Consider the following 16,920-nt stretch of genomic DNA (forward strand, 5'->3'; position numbering starts at 1 on the left):
TTATAATCCTCTTCAGGGAATTAACGGGAATACAACGTTAAAAATCCAGCCAACCAGTGTGAAAGAGGTCAACAACAGCAACAGCAGGGTGCACAGTAATTGCCACTTCATCACCTGTTTGAGCAGAATGAACTCAGGAAAGCTGGCAGCCACAGTGCTCATGCAAAAAGCCAGAGTTGTCCCCACTGGCAGGCCGTTCGTGATCAGACTCTCCATCACAGGGATCACACCGGTAGCATTGGAATAGAGAGGTATGCCAACCAGCACAGCTACAGGGACAGTCCACCACTGACCGGCACCGAGATGCGACGCGATCCATCCGTCGGGCACAAATCCATGCAATGCCGCACCAAGTCCTACTCCGAGAATGACCCAGAGCCAGACACGCTTAAAAATGGTGAGAGTTTCCTCTTTAGCAAAGGCATGTCGCTTTGAGAGAGGCATATGCGGTGCCATGGTAGATTGTCGGATCTCATCAGTTTGATGTTGCTGCCCGTCTCTGAGGGCATCGGCGGCAAAATCGGCTAACCAGCGTTCGGCCTTAATCCGATCAAGAAAAGCACCGCCAGCCATACCAACAGCCATTCCGACAGCAATATAAATGAGCGTGAACTTCCATCCGAGCAGGCTGACCAGAAGCAGGACGGCGACTTCATTGATAAGGGGGGATGTGATGAGAAAGGCCATGGTAATCCCGAGGGGGATACCAGCCGAAGTAAACCCCAGAAATACCGGGATACTTGAGCAGGAACAGAACGGAGTAACGGCGCCAAAGCAGGAGCCCAGTAAATACCCCATTCCACGGTGCTTACCTGCAAGATAGTTTCTTACTCTCTCAATATCCAGCGAGGCCCGTAGTATGGCCACAAAGTAGATCATGACCAGCAAGAGAACGAAAATTTTGCTCACGTCTTCGACAAAAAAGTGGATCGCCTCCCCGAGTTTGGTTGCAGGACTCAGACTAAGGCATTCATAGACCAGCCAGGTGGCAAAATCAGTGAAAATCTGGAACATAACGGACAGGCCTCACGACGGTTGTTTTTCGGGAAGACGCTGTTTGACAGAAAAGGATGCAGTTTTTTTCGATTTATTTCATTTGCTGAGAAATGTTATTGAACAGGATTTCACTGCAATAGCTTATCGGTAACCCCAGAAGGGGAAACAGATTCTTCACTTGGGAGTGAAACAACATACCCGACCATACTCATCCAGTCTGATCTGGCAATTGCTGGAAAGTTTCCTATGCAGCCTATCCCTCGCCCGGGATAAACGCGATTTGGTTGCCGCAAGTGTCAGACCATTTCGGTCTGCAAAATCAGCCTGTTTCATCCCCTCAAGATCACAGAGCGTAAGGATAATCCGATCAGACTCTGCCATTTTATCCAGGATGCGGAGCAGACAACCAGCCAGTGAGTCGACAGTTTCAGGCGTATTATCCGGCAATGATAAATCATCGTGGAGAGGCATAAATGGACGCTGCTGGCGGCTTTTATCAATAAGCAGATGCCGGGCAACCTCAAACAGCCAGGCTCTGGCATTCACGATGGCACAGAATTTCCCATGTTGTCGTATTGCCCGGAGAAAGGTTTCCTGTATCAGATCATCAGCATCAGCCTCATTACCCACTTGTCTGAGTAACCAGCAAAGAAGTTCGTGTTCATGCTTCTTCCACGCCTTCATAAGGCAAGGCGGCGTGCCGTTCAGTTGCTCCATTTATGACTCTCTCGTTAAATACACCGCATAGCGGGAGGATATTGGTTCTGATGCTGTCGGGGATGGGGTCCGGGAACTGTCGGTGCCATGATGATGTGATGGACTGATAGCATCCGATCAGTTATCCACCTTTCGGAAACCTCTTCCTGCAACAGGGTATGCTGTCTTGTGTTCAGTATCATGCAGTAAACCGTCATGCGCAATACCATCAATTTCCGCGCATTCGGTTCCGGATAAAACGTCAAAAAAGCGGTCCGGAATCTGCCTGATAAGCCAGCTAGGGGACGTCTCAGAAAACGGAATCTATGGTCACTCCCGTTTTTGCAACACCGATTTTGACGACAAGTTGGCTTGCTTGAATCTATCCGGCGTCTGAATGGGATTTTATTCCCGCGCCTTGATGAGTTCCGCGCCTGATGAACCTCCAGAAAATATACGGCTTCAATGAGCCTTTCCGTTTTACAGGTTCCTCAACAGGCCGGTGGGCCGTTAGTATCATCAATATCAGTATTCGCAAAACCAGATCAGTAATTCTTTAAACCGGTGTATTTCTGCCGTTATGCTACATAAGTTTGCTGTCGTGCCGTTAGGGCCCAGGCTATTCTGGCCAGCTTGTTTGCCAGAGCACAAGTGACGACAAAGTTGCTTTTCCGGCACAGTAAATCCCTGACCCAATCGGCCAATTTGCCAGACTGGTGTTCCAGTTTTTGTATGAATACCCTGGCACATTGAACCAACAAAGTTCGGATCTTTTTATTACCTCGCTTACTAATTCCCAGCAATGTCGTCCTACCTCCCGTGCTGTACTGCCGAGGTACAAGCCCTGTTGCCGCCGCAAAGTCACGGCTGCTGGCGTACTGCTTCCCGTCGCCAATCTCAGTTGAAATAGTACTCGCTGTCAGTGTTCCGACGCAGGGAATGCTCAGCAAGCGCTGTCCAACCTCATCTTCGTCCAACTTTCGTTTCAACTGGGATTCCAAATCTTTAATCTGCTCAACAAGATAGTGATAATGCTGTTGTAATTTCAGCAATAACTGGCTGAGGTAAAGAGGCAAACTATTATCCTCAAGAATGGTACTCAGTCGGCTAATAACGGCAGCTCCTCGGGGAACGCTAATGCCAAATTCCAGCAGAAAAGCATGCATTTGATTGGTTGTTTTTACCTTATCCTGAACCAGGGATTCACGGACACGATGCAGAGCCCGCATTGCCTGCTGAGATTCCGTTCTGGGCTGCACAAAACGCATAGACGGACGCGATGCAGCTTCACAAATAGCTTCGGCGTCGACAAAGTCGTTTTTATTGCTTTTAACGAACGGGCGGACAAATTGTGGTGATATCAGCTTTGGGGAATGCCCCAACTCTTCCAACTTGCGTGCCATAAAGTGAGAACCGCCACAGGCTTCCATTGCGATGGTTGTAGCGGGGCATGTCGCCAAAAATTCGATCAACTTTGGCCGGGTAAATTTTTTACGGTAAACAGCCTTCCCGCGACGATCCTGGCAATGAATATGGAAAGAGTTTTTACCCAGATCGATACCAATGAGCGCAATGTTTTCCATGATAGTTCTCCGAATGAAAGCCTGTCCTCAGCATAGTACCGGGAAGGAGGGAGTGACCATCTCATTAAATAAAGCACGCTAAGCCGGTGGCAGCGGTCGCAATGGCCTGAACTTCCCCGCACCGACCTTGGCACTGCTGCGCCATAGGTAATCGCCGGTCAGGTTGATATGCTCCCACCCCAGCGGGGACAGATAGGGCGAATGATTGGATCACCGCCTTGCCGTCGCTGCTCGCAGCAGCCAGCTTCATGGCCAGCGCCGCCTCGTGAGTCTGCGCGTCAAAGTTTCTGAACTTGGTCGCATCAGCGCCGAGGTAAGCAAGGATGCGCATTTTTTCAGTAAGCGGTGGCTCGGGGTGTGCAGCAACTTTTGGGGCGAGCTGAACGACCTGAACCCATTCCTCCTGCGAAATCGCACCGGTAATAGCCTGCATGTTGCGCCCGAGTTCCTGCATGATCTTGCGTAGCGCCAGTGGCTCAACCTGGGTAGCGTCACCAGCCCAAGCTGGCAACTGAAAACCCCATAAAAGCAGGCAGGCCGTAACGGTCAGGGTGATAGTTCCAAATGCGTGGCTGTGTTTGCGGTGGGTCATGAAATTCTCCTGTAATTCAATCGTTCTCTCATTCGAACTCCCGCCCTTCGCCAGCTTCCTCATGGGTCACGCCGTCGCGGATGTGGTAGATGCGCTTGAATGTGGGGATGATCTTTTCGTCATGGGTGACGACGATGATGGCGGTCTCGAACTTCCGGGCCATGTCGTTGAGGATGCGGATTACAGCCATGGCGCGCTCGGAATCCAGCGGCGCAGTGGGTTCATCGGCCAGGATCACCGGCGGACGATTGACCAGTCCGCGCGCGATGGCGACCCGTTGCTGCTCGCCACCGGAGAGTTGCGAGGGCATTGCGCGAGCTCGGTGTTGCACATCAACCGCTGTGAGCAATTCCAGTGCCTTCGCGCGCGACTCTCCATTCGCGACGCCTGCAAGCATCGGCAGCAGCGCCACGTTGTCGGTGACATCGAGAAACGGAATCAGGTACGGCGCCTGGAAAACGAAACCGATCTTGTCACGCCGTAAGGCGCGCAGGTCGCGGACTTTCCAGCCATCGGCGTAGATCACTTCATCGCCCAGCGTCATGCGACCGGCGGTCGGTTCGATCACCGCACCCAGACACTTGAGCAGCGTGCTCTTGCCGGACCCGGAAGGGCCGATCAGTCCCACCACTTCACCAGGCGCAACATGCATATTCACGTCTCTCAAGGCAAAGACAGCGGTGTCACCATCGCCATACCGCTTGCTTAAACTTTCGATGTGTATCCCTTTGCCACTCATCTCAACCTCCAATGGCTTCGGCCGGATCGACCTTGAGTGCTATGCGAATGGCGACGAGGCTAGCTAGAACGCAGATCACGAGCACGGCAAAAAAACCGGCGACAGAATCCATTGGCGTGAGCAGGACATATTTTGGAAAAGCCGGTGCTGAAAAGGTGGCTGTGATCTTGCCGACCACGAAGCCAATCACGCCCAGGGCGAGCGCCTGCTGCATGATCATCGCGGCGATGGTTCGGTTGCGTGTGCCGATGAGCTTCAACACCGCGATCTCACGGATTTTGTCCATCGTCAGCGAATAGATGATGAAGGCAACGATGGCCGCGCTAACGATGGCCAGAATCACAAGGAACATGCCGATCTGCTTGGCCGAGGTGGCGATCAGCTTGCCGACGAGGATGTCTTCCATCTGTGCCCGGGTGTAGACCGTCAAACGCTTCCAGCGCTGGATGGATTCGGCAACCTCGTCCGGCGCATGACCAGGTTTCAGAGTGACCAGCACGGCATTGACGAACGCGTTGCTGCTCTGTGAAGCAATCACGGCATCCAGCAAACCTGGATCACCGGGTCGATTGAAGACCGGGTTGGCTTCGGTGCGACGCCGGCTTTGCCAGATGGCATCGTTGTCCTTGAGGAACTGGGCCTCCTGGGCATCTTTGAGCGGAATGAATACCATCGGGTCGCCGCTGGACGACACCATGCGCCGTGTCAGCCCCACGACGGTGTAATGATTGCGGCGAATGGCAAGACGATCTCCCAGTTTGAAGCCGGTGGCGATGTCGGCCACAGCCTCGTAGTGACCGCGCGTGATCTGGCGTCCAGCGACGAGATAAGGAGGCCATCCGGGTGTAGCCCCCAACGCACCGGGCGCGATGCCGACCACCATGGTGCGTACATCACTCTCGCCCTTGCGTACCTGCATGGTCAGGTAGGTCGCGTTCGCTGCCTGTGAGACTCCCGGCATGGCGAGAATGGCGCGATACACGTCATCGTTGAGGCTGGACGACTCCGCATAAGGACCCAGAGTATCCTTTTGCACCACCCAAAGGTCAGCGCCACTGTTGTCGAGCAACGCCTTGCCGTCGTCCACCATGCCTCGGTACACCCCAGCCATGACTAGGGTGACGCCGATCAGCAGACCCAGACCGATGCCGGTGAAGACGAATTTCCCCCAGGCATGGAGAATGTCGCGGCCGGCCAGGCTGATCATCGTGAAACTCCCGGGATATGCTCGACCACATGGATGCGGCTGCGCGCCGTCAGTGCCTTTTCGCTATAGGTCACAACCTGGTCCCCATTCTTGAGCCCTTCGCGCACCTGCACGTAACCATTGAGGTCGGAAGTGCCGAGCTTGACCGGGGAGAAATGCAGATCACCATCCACGATTTGCCAGACACCAACTTTATCGCCTTCACGCTGGACGGCAGCGTTGGGGATCAGTGGAGCGGCCGGGAGCGCCGGCAAGTCAACCGTGACTTCGGCCAGTTCACCCACTGGTGGCAAAGGTTCTGGTTTGTTATCGAATGTCACCTTGGCAAGCGTTTCCTCGGTTACCGCGTCGGCCTTGGGTTCCACCCGCAGCACGCGACCTTTCAAGGTCTGGCCACCACGCGAACGCAGGACGATATGAGCCGGCAGCCCCCCAGCCAGCCCCGATGCGCTGATCTGGTCGAAGCGCACATTGATCCACAAACTCTTGGGGTCGATCACTTCCACCACGGCCTGGCCCGCGACGATGGTCGTGCCGGGATCGGCATCGCGCACGGCGACTACACCGTCGACCGGCGCGATCAGGCGCAGATTGCTCCGCTGCGCGACGAGTGCTTCGCGGTCGGAGCGTGCCCGGGCAATATCTTCCCGAGCGGCGGATAGGGCGGCATCGGCGATCTGCAGTTCCTGCCGCTTGGTGGTGACGATTTCCTCGCTGGTCGAGCGCACCGCAAACAATTGCTCATAGCGGCGCGCCTGGGTTTGCGCGTAGGCTTGCCGGGCTTCTGCCTCGCGCAAAGCCGCTTCCGCCCGCTTGAATACAGACTCCTGTGAGCGCACCCGATCATCAAGGTCGACCGGCTCCATCTCGCCGAGCACCTGTCCGGCCTTGACCTGGTCGCCTACATGCACCTCCAGGCGTTTGACGCGCCCGGCAAACGTCGGCCCGATCTTGTAGGTGTAGCGCGCCTCCACCGTGCCGATGCCGAACAGCGCCGGTGTGATAGCCCGTGATTCCACGCTTGCCACCGTCACAGCGACCGGGGCGAGCGGCCCTGATCGCAGACCGACATAAATAAAAAGCACCAGCAAAGGAATGATGACGGCAAGCAGTGCCAGGGTGCGGCCTTGCAAGGGTAACTTTTTCATTGCGCACTCCTTATGCCACGCCGATAAATTGCAAAGACGCGCGGCGCATCGCGGTGCATACGTCCCACATCACCCGCCAACAGCGATTGCATGACCAAGCCCTGGATCGTGCCAATGAACAGCGTTGCCGCCGCCTCGTTGTCAAGCGAGGGAGACAACTCGCCGCTGGCCTTGCCTTTCTCGATGAGACGATGCAAACGTTCGCCGTAGCGCTGAATCAAGGTTTGCACCATGCGCTTGGCCGGTGTCGATTCGGCACGCTGAAGCTCACCAAACATCATTCTTGGCACGCCTGGGTGCTCAGCTACGAATTCGATATGACTCATGAACATCGCCTCCATGGCTGCCAAGGGCGACTCGATTCCTTGTGCGGATCGATCGATTCTGGCTAATAGGCGCTCTGCTACCCACTCCATGACCGCCTGCCAAATGGCTTCCTTGTTCGGGAAGTGCCGAAACAGCGCACCCTGGGTCAAGTTCATGTGTTTAGCGATAGCCGCAGTGGTTATCTCGCTTGGGTTTTGTGAACCGGCAAGCGCCACGACGGACTCGACAGTTACGGCACGACGTTCATCGGCCGGCAGATGCTTTGGATGGGTGTCCACGAGCACTCCTGGTAAGATAGTAATTAATTACTATCTTACCACAAGAGGCAACTCAAACAAGAGAAAACCCGACGTACTCGTCAATATCTAGAGTCTGCAATGGGCTTAACGTGCTTTATTTAATGAGATGGTCACTCCCTCCTTCCCGGTACTATGCTGAGGACAGGCTTTCATTCGGAGAACTATCATGGAAAACATTGCGCTCATTGGTATCGATCTGGGTAAAAACTCTTTCCATATTCATTGCCAGGATCGTCGCGGGAAGGCTGTTTACCGTAAAAAATTTACCCGGCCAAAGTTGATCGAATTTTTGGCGACATGCCCCGCTACAACCATCGCAATGGAAGCCTGTGGCGGTTCTCACTTTATGGCACGCAAGTTGGAAGAGTTGGGGCATTCCCCAAAGCTGATATCACCACAATTTGTCCGCCCGTTCGTTAAAAGCAATAAAAACGACTTTGTCGACGCCGAAGCTATTTGTGAAGCTGCATCGCGTCCGTCTATGCGTTTTGTGCAGCCCAGAACGGAATCTCAGCAGGCAATGCGGGCTCTGCATCGTGTCCGTGAATCCCTGGTTCAGGATAAGGTAAAAACAACCAATCAAATGCATGCTTTTCTGCTGGAATTTGGCATTAGCGTTCCCCGAGGAGCTGCCGTTATTAGCCGACTGAGTACCATTCTTGAGGATAATAGTTTGCCTCTTTACCTCAGCCAGTTATTGCTGAAATTACAACAGCATTATCACTATCTTGTTGAGCAGATTAAAGATTTGGAATCCCAGTTGAAACGAAAGTTGGACGAAGATGAGGTTGGACAGCGCTTGCTGAGCATTCCCTGCGTCGGAACACTGACAGCGAGTACTATTTCAACTGAGATTGGCGACGGGAAGCAGTACGCCAGCAGCCGTGACTTTGCGGCGGCAACAGGGCTTGTACCTCGGCAGTACAGCACGGGAGGTAGGACGACATTGCTGGGAATTAGTAAGCGAGGTAATAAAAAGATCCGAACTTTGTTGGTTCAATGTGCCAGGGTATTCATACAAAAACTGGAACACCAGTCTGGCAAATTGGCCGATTGGGTCAGGGATTTACTGTGCCGGAAAAGCAACTTTGTCGTCACTTGTGCTCTGGCAAACAAGCTGGCCAGAATAGCCTGGGCCCTAACGGCACGACAGCAAACTTATGTAGCATAACGGCAGAAATACACCGGTTTAAAGAATTACTGATCTGGTTTTGCGAATACTGATATTGATGATACTAACGGCCCACCGGCCTGTTGAGGAACCTGTAAAACGGAAAGGCTCATTGAAGCCGTATATTTTCTGGAGGTTCATCAGGCGCGGAACTCATCAAGGCGCGGGAATAAAATCCCATTCAGACGCCGGATAGATTCAAGCAAGCCAACTTGTCGTCAAAATCAGTGTTGCAAAAACGGGAGTGACCATAGATTCGTTTTCTGAGACGACCCCCTTATGGCAGCACTTTAAATTGAGTCTCATACAGTATCTGTTTTCTTTCTCTTCATCTCTCATGACCTGCTGCCCACTTACAGACTCCAGGGTAAAGCAAAAAATTCTCCACCGGTGAGCAGAGTATATTGCATATGCCAGTTTATGAGTGTATATATGGCATATGCCAATAAGGAGCCTTCATGCCAAGACCCAGAATTCCCCGTAACATCTGTGGCCGCCCTGCGGATACCTGTTTTAAGCCCAATGCGCGACCGATGAGCCAGCTTGAACATGTTCATTTAAAAGAAGATGAGTTTGAAGCGTTACGGCTGGTCGATTTACTGGGCATGCAACAGCAGGAAGCGGCTGTTGCAATGGGGGTTTCAAGGCAGACACTGGCCAATGTCCTGAAAGCAGCCCGTTTTAAGGTTGTGGACTGTCTCACTCAGGGCAAGGCCTTAATAATGCACTCTGAAAGGGAAGGAGTTACACAAGATGATCACAGCCATTCCAGTGAATGACGACCGGGTAGCAAATCATTTTACCAAAGCGAGTCACCTTGTCCTGGTGGATGAGCGCGGTGTGGAGCTCAGCCGGACAGAAAATCCCGCGCTGGGCGCAGATTGTTCAGGTAAACGGAAGCTGGTTGACCTGCTGGTTCAACAGCAAGTCAGCCGCGTTGTGGTCCGTAACATCGGGGAACGGATGCTGGGTAAATTACTGGGGCATCAGATCGCGGTGTACCAGACTGACTGTGGTCGTCGTTTGTTCACTGAACTGTGTGATCCGGATACCCGTGTTCTGACTGAACTGAATAAGCCGGAGCAGGGACGCCAGTCCTTTCATCATGAGGCGAAAGGGAAAAAATGCTGTCACTCTGACGGGAACACAGCAGAAAATGCGTGCCAGGGTGGGCGTCAGCATCATCACGGAAACGGGCGCTGTTGCCATTCATGAGTTCATTTCATCACGGGCGGTGATTTTTATCAGACCCGTATTGTGTATAAACCAGGAGCCGGAATGTGTGGAGGAGGCAGTAATGATGCCGGGGGAGCCCCTCAGCTGACTGAATTCCGGATGCCTCCCGTCAGTACAACCGGACGCTGAGCAGAAACAGATGAATTGTTATCTTGATGCCAGAAAGGCCCATACCTGTTGTATGGTCTGTAGTTCCCGCGACAACAACCCTGATACGGTGAACTTAATGTTTTCAGAGCACCCGGATGGCTCTGTATGTGCGGACTACACGGCCAATCACAGGCATCAGGGGTATACGGGTCTTTTACATGGCGGAATGACGAGTACCCTGCTGGATGCAGCAATGACTCATTGTTTGTTCATGCAGGGTGTGCAAGCCCTGACGGCTGAACTGACGGTAAGATTCATTTCACCCGTTTGTACCGGAGACAAACTGATGGTATGTGCCAGACTGCTTGGGCAACGCAGGGGGATTTACCTGCTTGAAGCATGGCTGACAAAAGGACAGCAGACAGTGGCACGTGCCACGGCGAAATTCATTGTTCCGTCGCAGGATATTGCTCTGGCGCATCGCTAGTGTGACAGACGACAGGTGTACCTGGTTATTATAAAAATTTGAGGCGTGTTTTGCTCAGACCGGAAAGAATAATCGCATATCGTATATTCCACTGAAACCGTGTAAGAGGTAGTTATGAGTAAACAAATCATTGATATTGGTATTGCTGAATCATCCCGGGTGGAGATTGCAGACGGTCTGTCCCGGCTTCTTGCTGACACCTATACCCTGTATATAAAAACACATTACTATCACTGGAATGTAACTGGCCCCATGTTTAATAGCTTACATTTAATGTTTGAAAATCAATACAATGAGTTGGCCACCGCCGTTGATGATATTGCTGAACGTATACGCTCGCTCGGATGTTTCGCGCCCGGCACATATCATGAATTTTCACGTTTAACTGCGGTTAATGAAGACAAGGATATTCCGGCAGCAAAAAACATGATTGAAAATCTTGTCCAGGGCCAGGAGACCGTGGTTAAAACCGCACGCTCTTTATTCCCGATCGTTAATAGTGGGAATGATGAAGCCACTGCGGATCTGCTTACACAACGTATCCAGTTGCATGAGAAAACCGCCTGGATGTTGCGTAGCCTGCTTGAATGATGTCACCCGGTAGCAGCAGAGATAAACAGTTTGTCAGCCACAGGCCATTTCTGACGCAGCAGTATCACTGCGTGCCTGTGGCTCTTTTATCTGACCGGAATAGTATAAAAACCGATAAATCAACCAGTAAACCTGTGAGCGGGCAAGTGATTAAACAGTCCGGAAAGGGATTGCCGGCGGGTATATCCGAATCACTGTCGTTTTCCCGTTACAGTTTCGTCCAGGCACTTCATAGCCTCAACAAGTTTATGATCCACTGATAAAACGGTTTGCAGAGAAAGCAGAATCATATTATTCGTTGTTATGGTTTCCTTTACCTGTCCCGGCCTGCGGACAGTAAAGAGTATATAAGGTATTTAACAACGTCATGATCCGGTTATCCCCGATACGGTAATATACCATTTTACCAGCCCGTCGGGTCTCAACCAGCTTCAGGCGGCGCATGACGCCAAGCTGCTGAGACAACGTCGGCTGAGTAATCCCGACCGCCGCTTCGAGTTCGGACACATTCGCTTCTCCCTGGCTTAACTGGCACATCAACAGCAACCGGTCGCTGTTGGCTAGTCCCCGTAAAACATCCGCTGCCCTCAGGGCCGCATTTTTCATATCAGTCTGACGTTTTGTGTCTTCATTCATTTGCATTGATGATTTCTCATATTATGTGTTTTTATATAATATATTTTAGTATACTGATAGTGGCATAATTTTGCCACCGTGTTCGCCAGGTCTGCAGCGTCCAGCTGACCCGGGTAACTAATTATATCTGGTAGGCATTTTGCCCCGAGTGAACAGAGAGGATGTAATGAAAATAGTGATAGTTGGTGGTGTTGCCGGTGGCGCATCCGCTGCAGCCAGGGCTCGCCGGTTGTCAGAGGATGTCAGTATTGTTGTGTTTGAACGGGGAAGCGATGTCTCTTTCGCCAACTGTGGATTGCCTTATCATATAGGCGGAAATATTCCCTTACGGCAGTCACTTATTCTTAAGACTCCGGAGGATTTTAAATCCCGCTTTAACATAGACGTCCGTACCTGCCATGAAGTGACGTCAGTGGATCCGGTTAATAAAACTGTAACAGTTAATAATTTGATCTCAGGCGAGATCCATACCGAAGTATGGGATCGTCTGCTCCTCAGTACCGGAGCCGCGCCGGTTGTCCCTCCTTTGCCCGGGCTACAGCAAGAGGGAGTCTTTACGCTCCGAAATCTTACTGACATGGATGCTATCCTGGCGTGGATTGAGCAACATAACGTCGCTCACACCACGCTTGTCGGGGGGGGGTTCATCGGACTTGAAGTGATGGAGGCTCTGAGCGAACGGGGGATCCGTGTCACTCTGCTGGAGATGGGGGAACAGGTTATGGCTCCGGTTGATCCTGAAATGGCATCAGTCCTGCATCAGGAAATCCGGAATCATGGCGTGGATCTGCGTCTCAGAACGGCACTCACCGAGGTACTGCGGACAGAAACGGGATTCCGCGTTGCACTGTCTGACGGTGGCTTTGTGCAGACCGACATGGTTATTCTCGCCATCGGGGTAAAACCTGAGAACAGCCTTGCCACATTAGCCGGGCTCGAAGTGGGTAAACGTGGAGGCATATGTGTCAATGCTTGTATGCAGACCAGTATCCCTGACATCTACGCCGTGGGGGATGCAGTTGAAACACCTGACCTTGTTTTTCAGGAACCCGCTAATATTCCTCTGGCTGGGCCCGCCAACCGCCAGGGACGCATTGCTGCTGATAACATGCTTGATCACCACAGCCTTTACCATGGCAGTCAGGGGACATCCATTTGTAAGGTATTTTCGCTGAGTATTGGCAGCGTCGGTGCGAATGAAAAGCAACTGAAAGCCCACGGCACCCGATACGAGAAGGTTTACGTCCATGCTGCTGATCATGCCGGTTACTACCCGGGGGCAACGATGATCAGTCTTAAACTGCTGTTCAGCCCCGATACTGGCAAAATTCTCGGGGCCCAGGCGTCAGGGAAAAAAGGGGTTGATAAACGCATCGATGTCCTGGCTGTCGCACAGCGTGCGGGACTTACCGTCAACGATCTTGAGCATCTGGAGCTGACTTATGCTCCTCCTTTTAACAGTGCAAGGGACGTTGTTAACCAGGCTGGAATGGTGGCGGCAAATGTCATCAAGGGAGATACGGTCATCTGTCATGTCCGCGATGTGTTACAACGGGTACCGGGCAGTTATTGTTTACTTGATATTCGCTCTCCTGCAGAACTGAAACAATTTGGCGAATATCCTGACGCGCTATCCATTCCACTGGATTCCCTGCGGGAGAATCTTGAAAAAGTGCCTAAAGATAAAGAGATTTTTATAGGGTGCCAGAGTGGCCTGCGCGGGCATGTGGCATACCGTATTCTTCAGGCCCACGGCTTCAGGACATATAATCTGAGTGGTGGCTTTATAACCTGGCAGGCGGTAACGGAGTCAATAAGTAAATAAGAGATGAGGTGCCATACACATGGCACCCTGAATCGCCACAGGTTTAACAGTGAAGTGGTCTGCTGAATTTGTTCACCTGAACAGAGGTGTGGACTGACCCCGCACCGTTATAAGGACAGTTATGAAAAAAATAACTTTTCAGATCAGGCATATAATGTCAGATTCATGGTCACTATAGGAATGGCAAGGACTGGATTTTCATTTTGCAGCCATCAGGCTGCTTAGTTCAGAGATAGGTCTGTGTAATGCGTAACTTCGTGACTCGATTGAGAGTATGGTTTCCGCCCCCACTCATCTTATTGCTGTTTTTCGTCACTGATGTGTTGACTGCAATCCCGCGTTTTACCTTCGACATCGTGAATATAGTGCTAAGCGTGTTGCTGACCGGTGTTTGTATTACCATTGACCTGCTCCCCGTTGATTAGTACACCCCGATGTTAGTAAGGGGTCTGAGGGCCAATGGAACGAAAACGTACGCTAAGGAAATAACCAATTGTTATAATTGATATTATTCATTCTTCTCTATGAACTGAAAGCCCGCACTAAGCAATGTTTTAGCCTCAAATGACTTTTTTACCTACCCAACTAACGTAACGATCGCACATCAGGTCGTTTTTCAACCGCATAGTGACACCTGCACTCACATGCGAGAAAACACATATGATTTTGACTTCTTGTTTTGGTGGAGAGACAATACCCATTCATAGCAGGAGTACATAATGCCAGAAATTGCATCCCTACAACTTTTCAAAATACTATCTGATGAAACCCGCCTGGGTATCGTGCTACTGCTCAGGGAGATGGGGGAGCTGTGCGTATGCGATCTCTGCACAGCGCTGGAACAATCACAACCCAAGACCTCCCGCCATCTGGCGATGCTTCGGGAAAGTGGCCTGTTGCTGGATCGCAAGCAGGGGAAATGGGTTCATTATCGCTTATCCCCGCATATTCCTTCCTGGGCTGCCCTGGTGATTGAGCAGGCCTGGTTAAGTCAACAGGACGACGTACAGGCCATCGCCCGTAAGCTGGCATCGGCCAACTGCTCTGGCAGCGGTAAGGCTGTTTGTATCTAAAAATTTTGCCTGTACATATATGTTTTTACGAATATGAGGTGTTAAAGATGAAAATGTTAACGGTGTTTGATCCGGCGATGTGCTGCAGTACCGGCGTTTGTGGTTCAGATGTCGATCAGGTTTTGGTCAATTTTTCTGCTGATGTGCAATGGCTGAAAGGGCGTGGGGTTCAGATCGAACGTTATAACCTGGCGCAGCAGCCTATGAGCTTCGTTGAGAACGAAAAAGCGAAAGCATTCCTTGAGGCTTCTGGAGCTGAAGGGCTTCCGCTGCTGTTGCTTGATGGTGAAACGGTGATGGCCGGGCGATACCCAAAACGCGCTGAACTGGCTCGCTGGTTTGGTATACCGCTGGAAAAGGTGGGTTTAGCTTCCACCAGTTGCTGTGGTGGTAAAACTTCCTGTTGTTGAGTATGTCAGGAGGACATATGAAATTCTTAGAGAATATCCCGTCTTACCTGTTTTTCACCGGTAAGGGAGGTGTAGGCAAAACTTCGATTTCCTGCGCAACGGCTATACGTCTGGCTGAACTGGGAAAGCGTGTTCTGCTTGTCAGTACCGACCCGGCTTCCAATGTCGGTCAGGTATTCGATCAGACTATCGGTAACACTATCCAGCCCGTGACTGCTGTGTCTGGTCTTTCGGCTCTGGAGATTGACCCGCAGGACGCCGCCCAGCAATACCGCGCCAGAATCGTTGACCCTATTAAAGGTCTTTTGCCTGATGACGTTGTTAACAGCATCAGTGAACAGCTTTCAGGAGCTTGTACGACAGAGATCGCTGCATTCGACGAGTTTACTGGCTTACTGACTGACGCTTCTCTGCTGACCCGCTTTGATCACATCATTTTTGATACTGCCCCAACTGGCCACACTATTCGCCTTCTTCAGCTTCCCGGAGCCTGGAGCAGCTTCATCGAAAGTAACCCGGATGGTGCTTCCTGTCTTGGTCCAATGGCTGGGCTGGAAAAACAACGCGAGCAATATGCTCATGCGGTTGAGGCATTATCCGATCCTGAACGAACTCGCCTTGTGCTGGTCGCGCGATTGCAAAAATCAACACTGCAGGAAGTCGCTCGTACTCATGACGAATTATCAGCTATTGGCCTTAAAAATCAGTATTTAGTCATTAACGGTGTCCTGCCTGCGAGCGAAGCAGAACGTGATGCACTGGCCGCTGCAATATGGCAACGGGAGCAAGAGGCGCTGGCAAATCTTCCTGCCGGGTTATCTGATTTGCCGACAGACAACTTATACCTGCAGCCGCTGAACATGGTTGGTGTATCCGCATTGAAAGGCCTGCTCAACGAACACGCTGAGATAACATCGCTTCCTGAACAAAGCCCACAGAACAAGCCAGAGAATATGTCGTTGTCTGTCCTGGTTGATGATATCGCCCGCAGTGAACACGGTTTGATTATGCTGATGGGCAAAGGTGGTGTGGGCAAAACCACAATGGCTGCGGCTATCGCCGTCAGTCTGGCGGATAAGGGTTTTGATGTGCATCTCACCACCTCAGATCCTGCTGCACATCTCAGTACAACGCTCAATGGCAGCCTCAAAAATCTGCAGGTCAGCCGAATCAACCCTCACGATGAAACTGAACGCTATCGTCAGCATGTTCTTGAGACGAAAGGCAGGGATCTGGATGAGGCTGGGAAACGGCTGCTCGAAGAGGATTTACGTTCTCCTTGCACAGAAGAGATTGCGGTGTTCCAGGCGTTTTCACGCGTAATTCGTGAAGCTGGCAAACGGTTTGTGGTCATGGATACGGCACCTACCGGGCATACGCTATTACTGCTTGATGCTACCGGGGCTTATCACCGTGAGATTGCCAGGAAGATGGGGGATAAAGGTCATTTTTCCACTCCGATGATGCAGCTTCAGGACCAGGAACGTACCAAAGTTTTGCTGGTCACTCTGCCTGAAACCACACCTGTACTGGAAGCGGCAAACCTGCAGTCCGATCTTGAACGTGCGGGGATTCATCCCTGGGGCTGGATTATCAATAACAGCCTTTCGATTGCACAGACGCAATCGCCGCTGCTTTGCCAGCGCGCCCTACAAGAGCGTCCTCAAATCGAGGTTGTGAAAAACCAGCATGCAAGCCGCATAGCGTTAGTACCGGTAATGGCTGCAGAGCCCACTGGCATCGAGAAACTCAGAGAGCTGGTTGTTTAATTTTTTTTGTATATACAGGGCGGCAAAGCCGTCCTGTCTGGAGGA

The 16,920-nt window shown here is 51.7% G+C and carries 17 protein-coding genes and 1 pseudogene; 9 read left to right on the top strand and 9 right to left on the bottom strand.

Annotated elements, in window-relative coordinates; all coding sequences use genetic code 11:
* Nucleotides 1-12 precede the first annotated feature (12 nt).
* The 8 genes and pseudogenes from HV345_RS24145 to HV345_RS24180 all read right to left on the bottom strand — a co-directional run bounded on the left by HV345_RS24145 (nucleotide 13) and on the right by HV345_RS24180 (nucleotide 7,566).
* Nucleotides 13-1,014 carry a permease gene (locus HV345_RS24145; protein WP_032951239.1) on the bottom strand — a complete coding sequence of 334 codons (1,002 nt, stop codon included), beginning with the start codon at nucleotides 1,012-1,014 and terminating at the stop codon, nucleotides 13-15.
* 156 nt (nucleotides 1,015-1,170) lie between these two features.
* Nucleotides 1,171-1,713, bottom strand: a complete 543-nt coding sequence (locus HV345_RS24150; protein WP_046499350.1) for a sigma-70 family RNA polymerase sigma factor — start codon at nucleotides 1,711-1,713, stop codon at nucleotides 1,171-1,173.
* Between the two features lie 557 nt (nucleotides 1,714-2,270).
* Entirely contained in the window at nucleotides 2,271-3,275 is a 1,005-nt protein-coding gene (locus tag HV345_RS24155; RefSeq protein WP_000427623.1) for an IS110-like element IS4321 family transposase, read from the bottom strand.
* Nucleotides 3,276-3,426: 151 nt separating this feature from the next.
* A pseudogene (locus HV345_RS24160) lies at nucleotides 3,427-3,867 on the bottom strand (cytochrome C); the annotation flags it as partial.
* A gap of 28 nt (nucleotides 3,868-3,895) precedes the next feature.
* A complete protein-coding gene (locus HV345_RS24165; RefSeq protein WP_046499345.1) occupies nucleotides 3,896-4,606 on the bottom strand; it encodes an ABC transporter ATP-binding protein in 711 nt (236 codons plus the stop codon).
* 1 nt (nucleotide 4,607) lies between these two features.
* Entirely contained in the window at nucleotides 4,608-5,813 is a 1,206-nt protein-coding gene (locus HV345_RS24170) for an ABC transporter permease (RefSeq protein ID WP_022652303.1), read from the bottom strand.
* A complete protein-coding gene (locus tag HV345_RS24175; RefSeq protein ID WP_016236501.1) occupies nucleotides 5,810-6,961 on the bottom strand; it encodes an efflux RND transporter periplasmic adaptor subunit in 1,152 nt (383 codons plus the stop codon). The genes HV345_RS24170 and HV345_RS24175 overlap by 4 nt, the downstream gene beginning before the upstream one ends.
* A complete protein-coding gene (locus HV345_RS24180) occupies nucleotides 6,958-7,566 on the bottom strand; it encodes a TetR/AcrR family transcriptional regulator (protein ID WP_004393990.1) in 609 nt (202 codons plus the stop codon). Before HV345_RS24180 ends, HV345_RS24175 begins: the two co-directional genes overlap by 4 nt.
* A 187-nt stretch (nucleotides 7,567-7,753) precedes the next feature.
* Between HV345_RS24180 and HV345_RS24185 the strand changes: the two genes are divergently transcribed.
* From HV345_RS24185 to HV345_RS24205, 5 genes are all read left to right on the top strand, one after another.
* Nucleotides 7,754-8,758, top strand: a complete 1,005-nt coding sequence (locus HV345_RS24185; RefSeq protein ID WP_000427623.1) for an IS110-like element IS4321 family transposase — start codon at nucleotides 7,754-7,756, stop codon at nucleotides 8,756-8,758.
* A 458-nt stretch (nucleotides 8,759-9,216) separates the two neighbouring features.
* A complete protein-coding gene (locus HV345_RS24190) occupies nucleotides 9,217-9,537 on the top strand; it encodes a DUF134 domain-containing protein (RefSeq protein ID WP_001137910.1) in 321 nt (106 codons plus the stop codon).
* Entirely contained in the window at nucleotides 9,512-9,973 is a 462-nt protein-coding gene (locus HV345_RS24195; RefSeq protein WP_000626969.1) for a NifB/NifX family molybdenum-iron cluster-binding protein, read from the top strand. The genes HV345_RS24190 and HV345_RS24195 overlap by 26 nt, the downstream gene beginning before the upstream one ends.
* A 337-nt stretch (nucleotides 9,974-10,310) precedes the next feature.
* Nucleotides 10,311-10,571, top strand: a complete 261-nt coding sequence (locus HV345_RS26570) for a PaaI family thioesterase (protein WP_017901299.1) — start codon at nucleotides 10,311-10,313, stop codon at nucleotides 10,569-10,571.
* A gap of 114 nt (nucleotides 10,572-10,685) precedes the next feature.
* Nucleotides 10,686-11,162 carry a Dps family protein gene (locus HV345_RS24205; RefSeq protein ID WP_072259269.1) on the top strand — a complete coding sequence of 159 codons (477 nt, stop codon included), beginning with the start codon at nucleotides 10,686-10,688 and terminating at the stop codon, nucleotides 11,160-11,162.
* A gap of 291 nt (nucleotides 11,163-11,453) precedes the next feature.
* Here the strand turns inward: HV345_RS24205 and HV345_RS24210 are convergent, their stop codons facing one another.
* The gene (locus HV345_RS24210; protein ID WP_040115257.1) at nucleotides 11,454-11,804 is read right to left on the bottom strand and encodes a helix-turn-helix transcriptional regulator; all 351 of its coding nucleotides are present in this window, start codon (nucleotides 11,802-11,804) and stop codon (nucleotides 11,454-11,456) included.
* A gap of 160 nt (nucleotides 11,805-11,964) precedes the next feature.
* On the opposite strand from HV345_RS24210, the gene HV345_RS24215 reads away from it, so the two are divergent.
* The 4 genes from HV345_RS24215 to arsA all read left to right on the top strand — a co-directional run bounded on the left by HV345_RS24215 (nucleotide 11,965) and on the right by arsA (nucleotide 16,875).
* Nucleotides 11,965-13,623, top strand: coding sequence for an FAD-dependent oxidoreductase (locus tag HV345_RS24215; RefSeq protein WP_040115255.1), 1,659 nt, complete (start codon nucleotides 11,965-11,967; stop codon nucleotides 13,621-13,623).
* A gap of 719 nt (nucleotides 13,624-14,342) precedes the next feature.
* Nucleotides 14,343-14,696, top strand: a complete 354-nt coding sequence (arsR, locus tag HV345_RS24220; RefSeq protein ID WP_001114073.1) for an As(III)-sensing metalloregulatory transcriptional repressor ArsR — start codon at nucleotides 14,343-14,345, stop codon at nucleotides 14,694-14,696.
* Between the two features lie 47 nt (nucleotides 14,697-14,743).
* Nucleotides 14,744-15,106: an arsenite efflux transporter metallochaperone ArsD gene (gene arsD / locus HV345_RS24225; protein ID WP_000783215.1), complete on the top strand. Its 363-nt coding sequence runs from the start codon at nucleotides 14,744-14,746 to the stop codon at nucleotides 15,104-15,106.
* Nucleotides 15,107-15,123: 17 nt separating this feature from the next.
* Nucleotides 15,124-16,875: an arsenite efflux transporter ATPase subunit ArsA gene (gene arsA / locus HV345_RS24230; protein ID WP_181636723.1), complete on the top strand. Its 1,752-nt coding sequence runs from the start codon at nucleotides 15,124-15,126 to the stop codon at nucleotides 16,873-16,875.
* Nucleotides 16,876-16,920: the final 45 nt, after the last annotated feature.

Source organism: Citrobacter sp. RHBSTW-00986 (genome assembly GCF_013783065.1).
GTDB classification, from domain to species: Bacteria; Pseudomonadota; Gammaproteobacteria; order Enterobacterales; family Enterobacteriaceae; genus Citrobacter; species Citrobacter braakii.

Bases quoted from the DNA above. Each gene is read 5' to 3' on its own strand.
- HV345_RS24145 (WP_032951239.1), bottom strand. From the start codon at position 1,014: ATGTTCCAGATTTTCACTGATTTTGCCACCTGGCTGGTCTATGAATGC.
- HV345_RS24150 (WP_046499350.1), bottom strand. From the start codon at position 1,713: ATGGAGCAACTGAACGGCACGCCGCCTTGCCTTATGAAGGCGTGGAAG.
- HV345_RS24155 (WP_000427623.1), bottom strand. From the start codon at position 3,275: ATGGAAAACATTGCGCTCATTGGTATCGATCTGGGTAAAAACTCTTTC.
- HV345_RS24165 (WP_046499345.1), bottom strand. From the start codon at position 4,606: ATGAGTGGCAAAGGGATACACATCGAAAGTTTAAGCAAGCGGTATGGC.
- HV345_RS24170 (WP_022652303.1), bottom strand. From the start codon at position 5,813: ATGATCAGCCTGGCCGGCCGCGACATTCTCCATGCCTGGGGGAAATTC.
- HV345_RS24175 (WP_016236501.1), bottom strand. From the start codon at position 6,961: ATGAAAAAGTTACCCTTGCAAGGCCGCACCCTGGCACTGCTTGCCGTC.
- HV345_RS24185 (WP_000427623.1), top strand. From the start codon at position 7,754: ATGGAAAACATTGCGCTCATTGGTATCGATCTGGGTAAAAACTCTTTC.
- HV345_RS24190 (WP_001137910.1), top strand. From the start codon at position 9,217: ATGCCAAGACCCAGAATTCCCCGTAACATCTGTGGCCGCCCTGCGGAT.
- HV345_RS24195 (WP_000626969.1), top strand. From the start codon at position 9,512: ATGATCACAGCCATTCCAGTGAATGACGACCGGGTAGCAAATCATTTT.
- HV345_RS26570 (WP_017901299.1), top strand. From the start codon at position 10,311: ATGACGAGTACCCTGCTGGATGCAGCAATGACTCATTGTTTGTTCATG.
- HV345_RS24205 (WP_072259269.1), top strand. From the start codon at position 10,686: ATGAGTAAACAAATCATTGATATTGGTATTGCTGAATCATCCCGGGTG.
- HV345_RS24210 (WP_040115257.1), bottom strand. From the start codon at position 11,804: ATGCAAATGAATGAAGACACAAAACGTCAGACTGATATGAAAAATGCG.
- HV345_RS24215 (WP_040115255.1), top strand. From the start codon at position 11,965: ATGAAAATAGTGATAGTTGGTGGTGTTGCCGGTGGCGCATCCGCTGCA.
- arsR (WP_001114073.1), top strand. From the start codon at position 14,343: ATGCCAGAAATTGCATCCCTACAACTTTTCAAAATACTATCTGATGAA.
- arsD (WP_000783215.1), top strand. From the start codon at position 14,744: ATGAAAATGTTAACGGTGTTTGATCCGGCGATGTGCTGCAGTACCGGC.
- arsA (WP_181636723.1), top strand. From the start codon at position 15,124: ATGAAATTCTTAGAGAATATCCCGTCTTACCTGTTTTTCACCGGTAAG.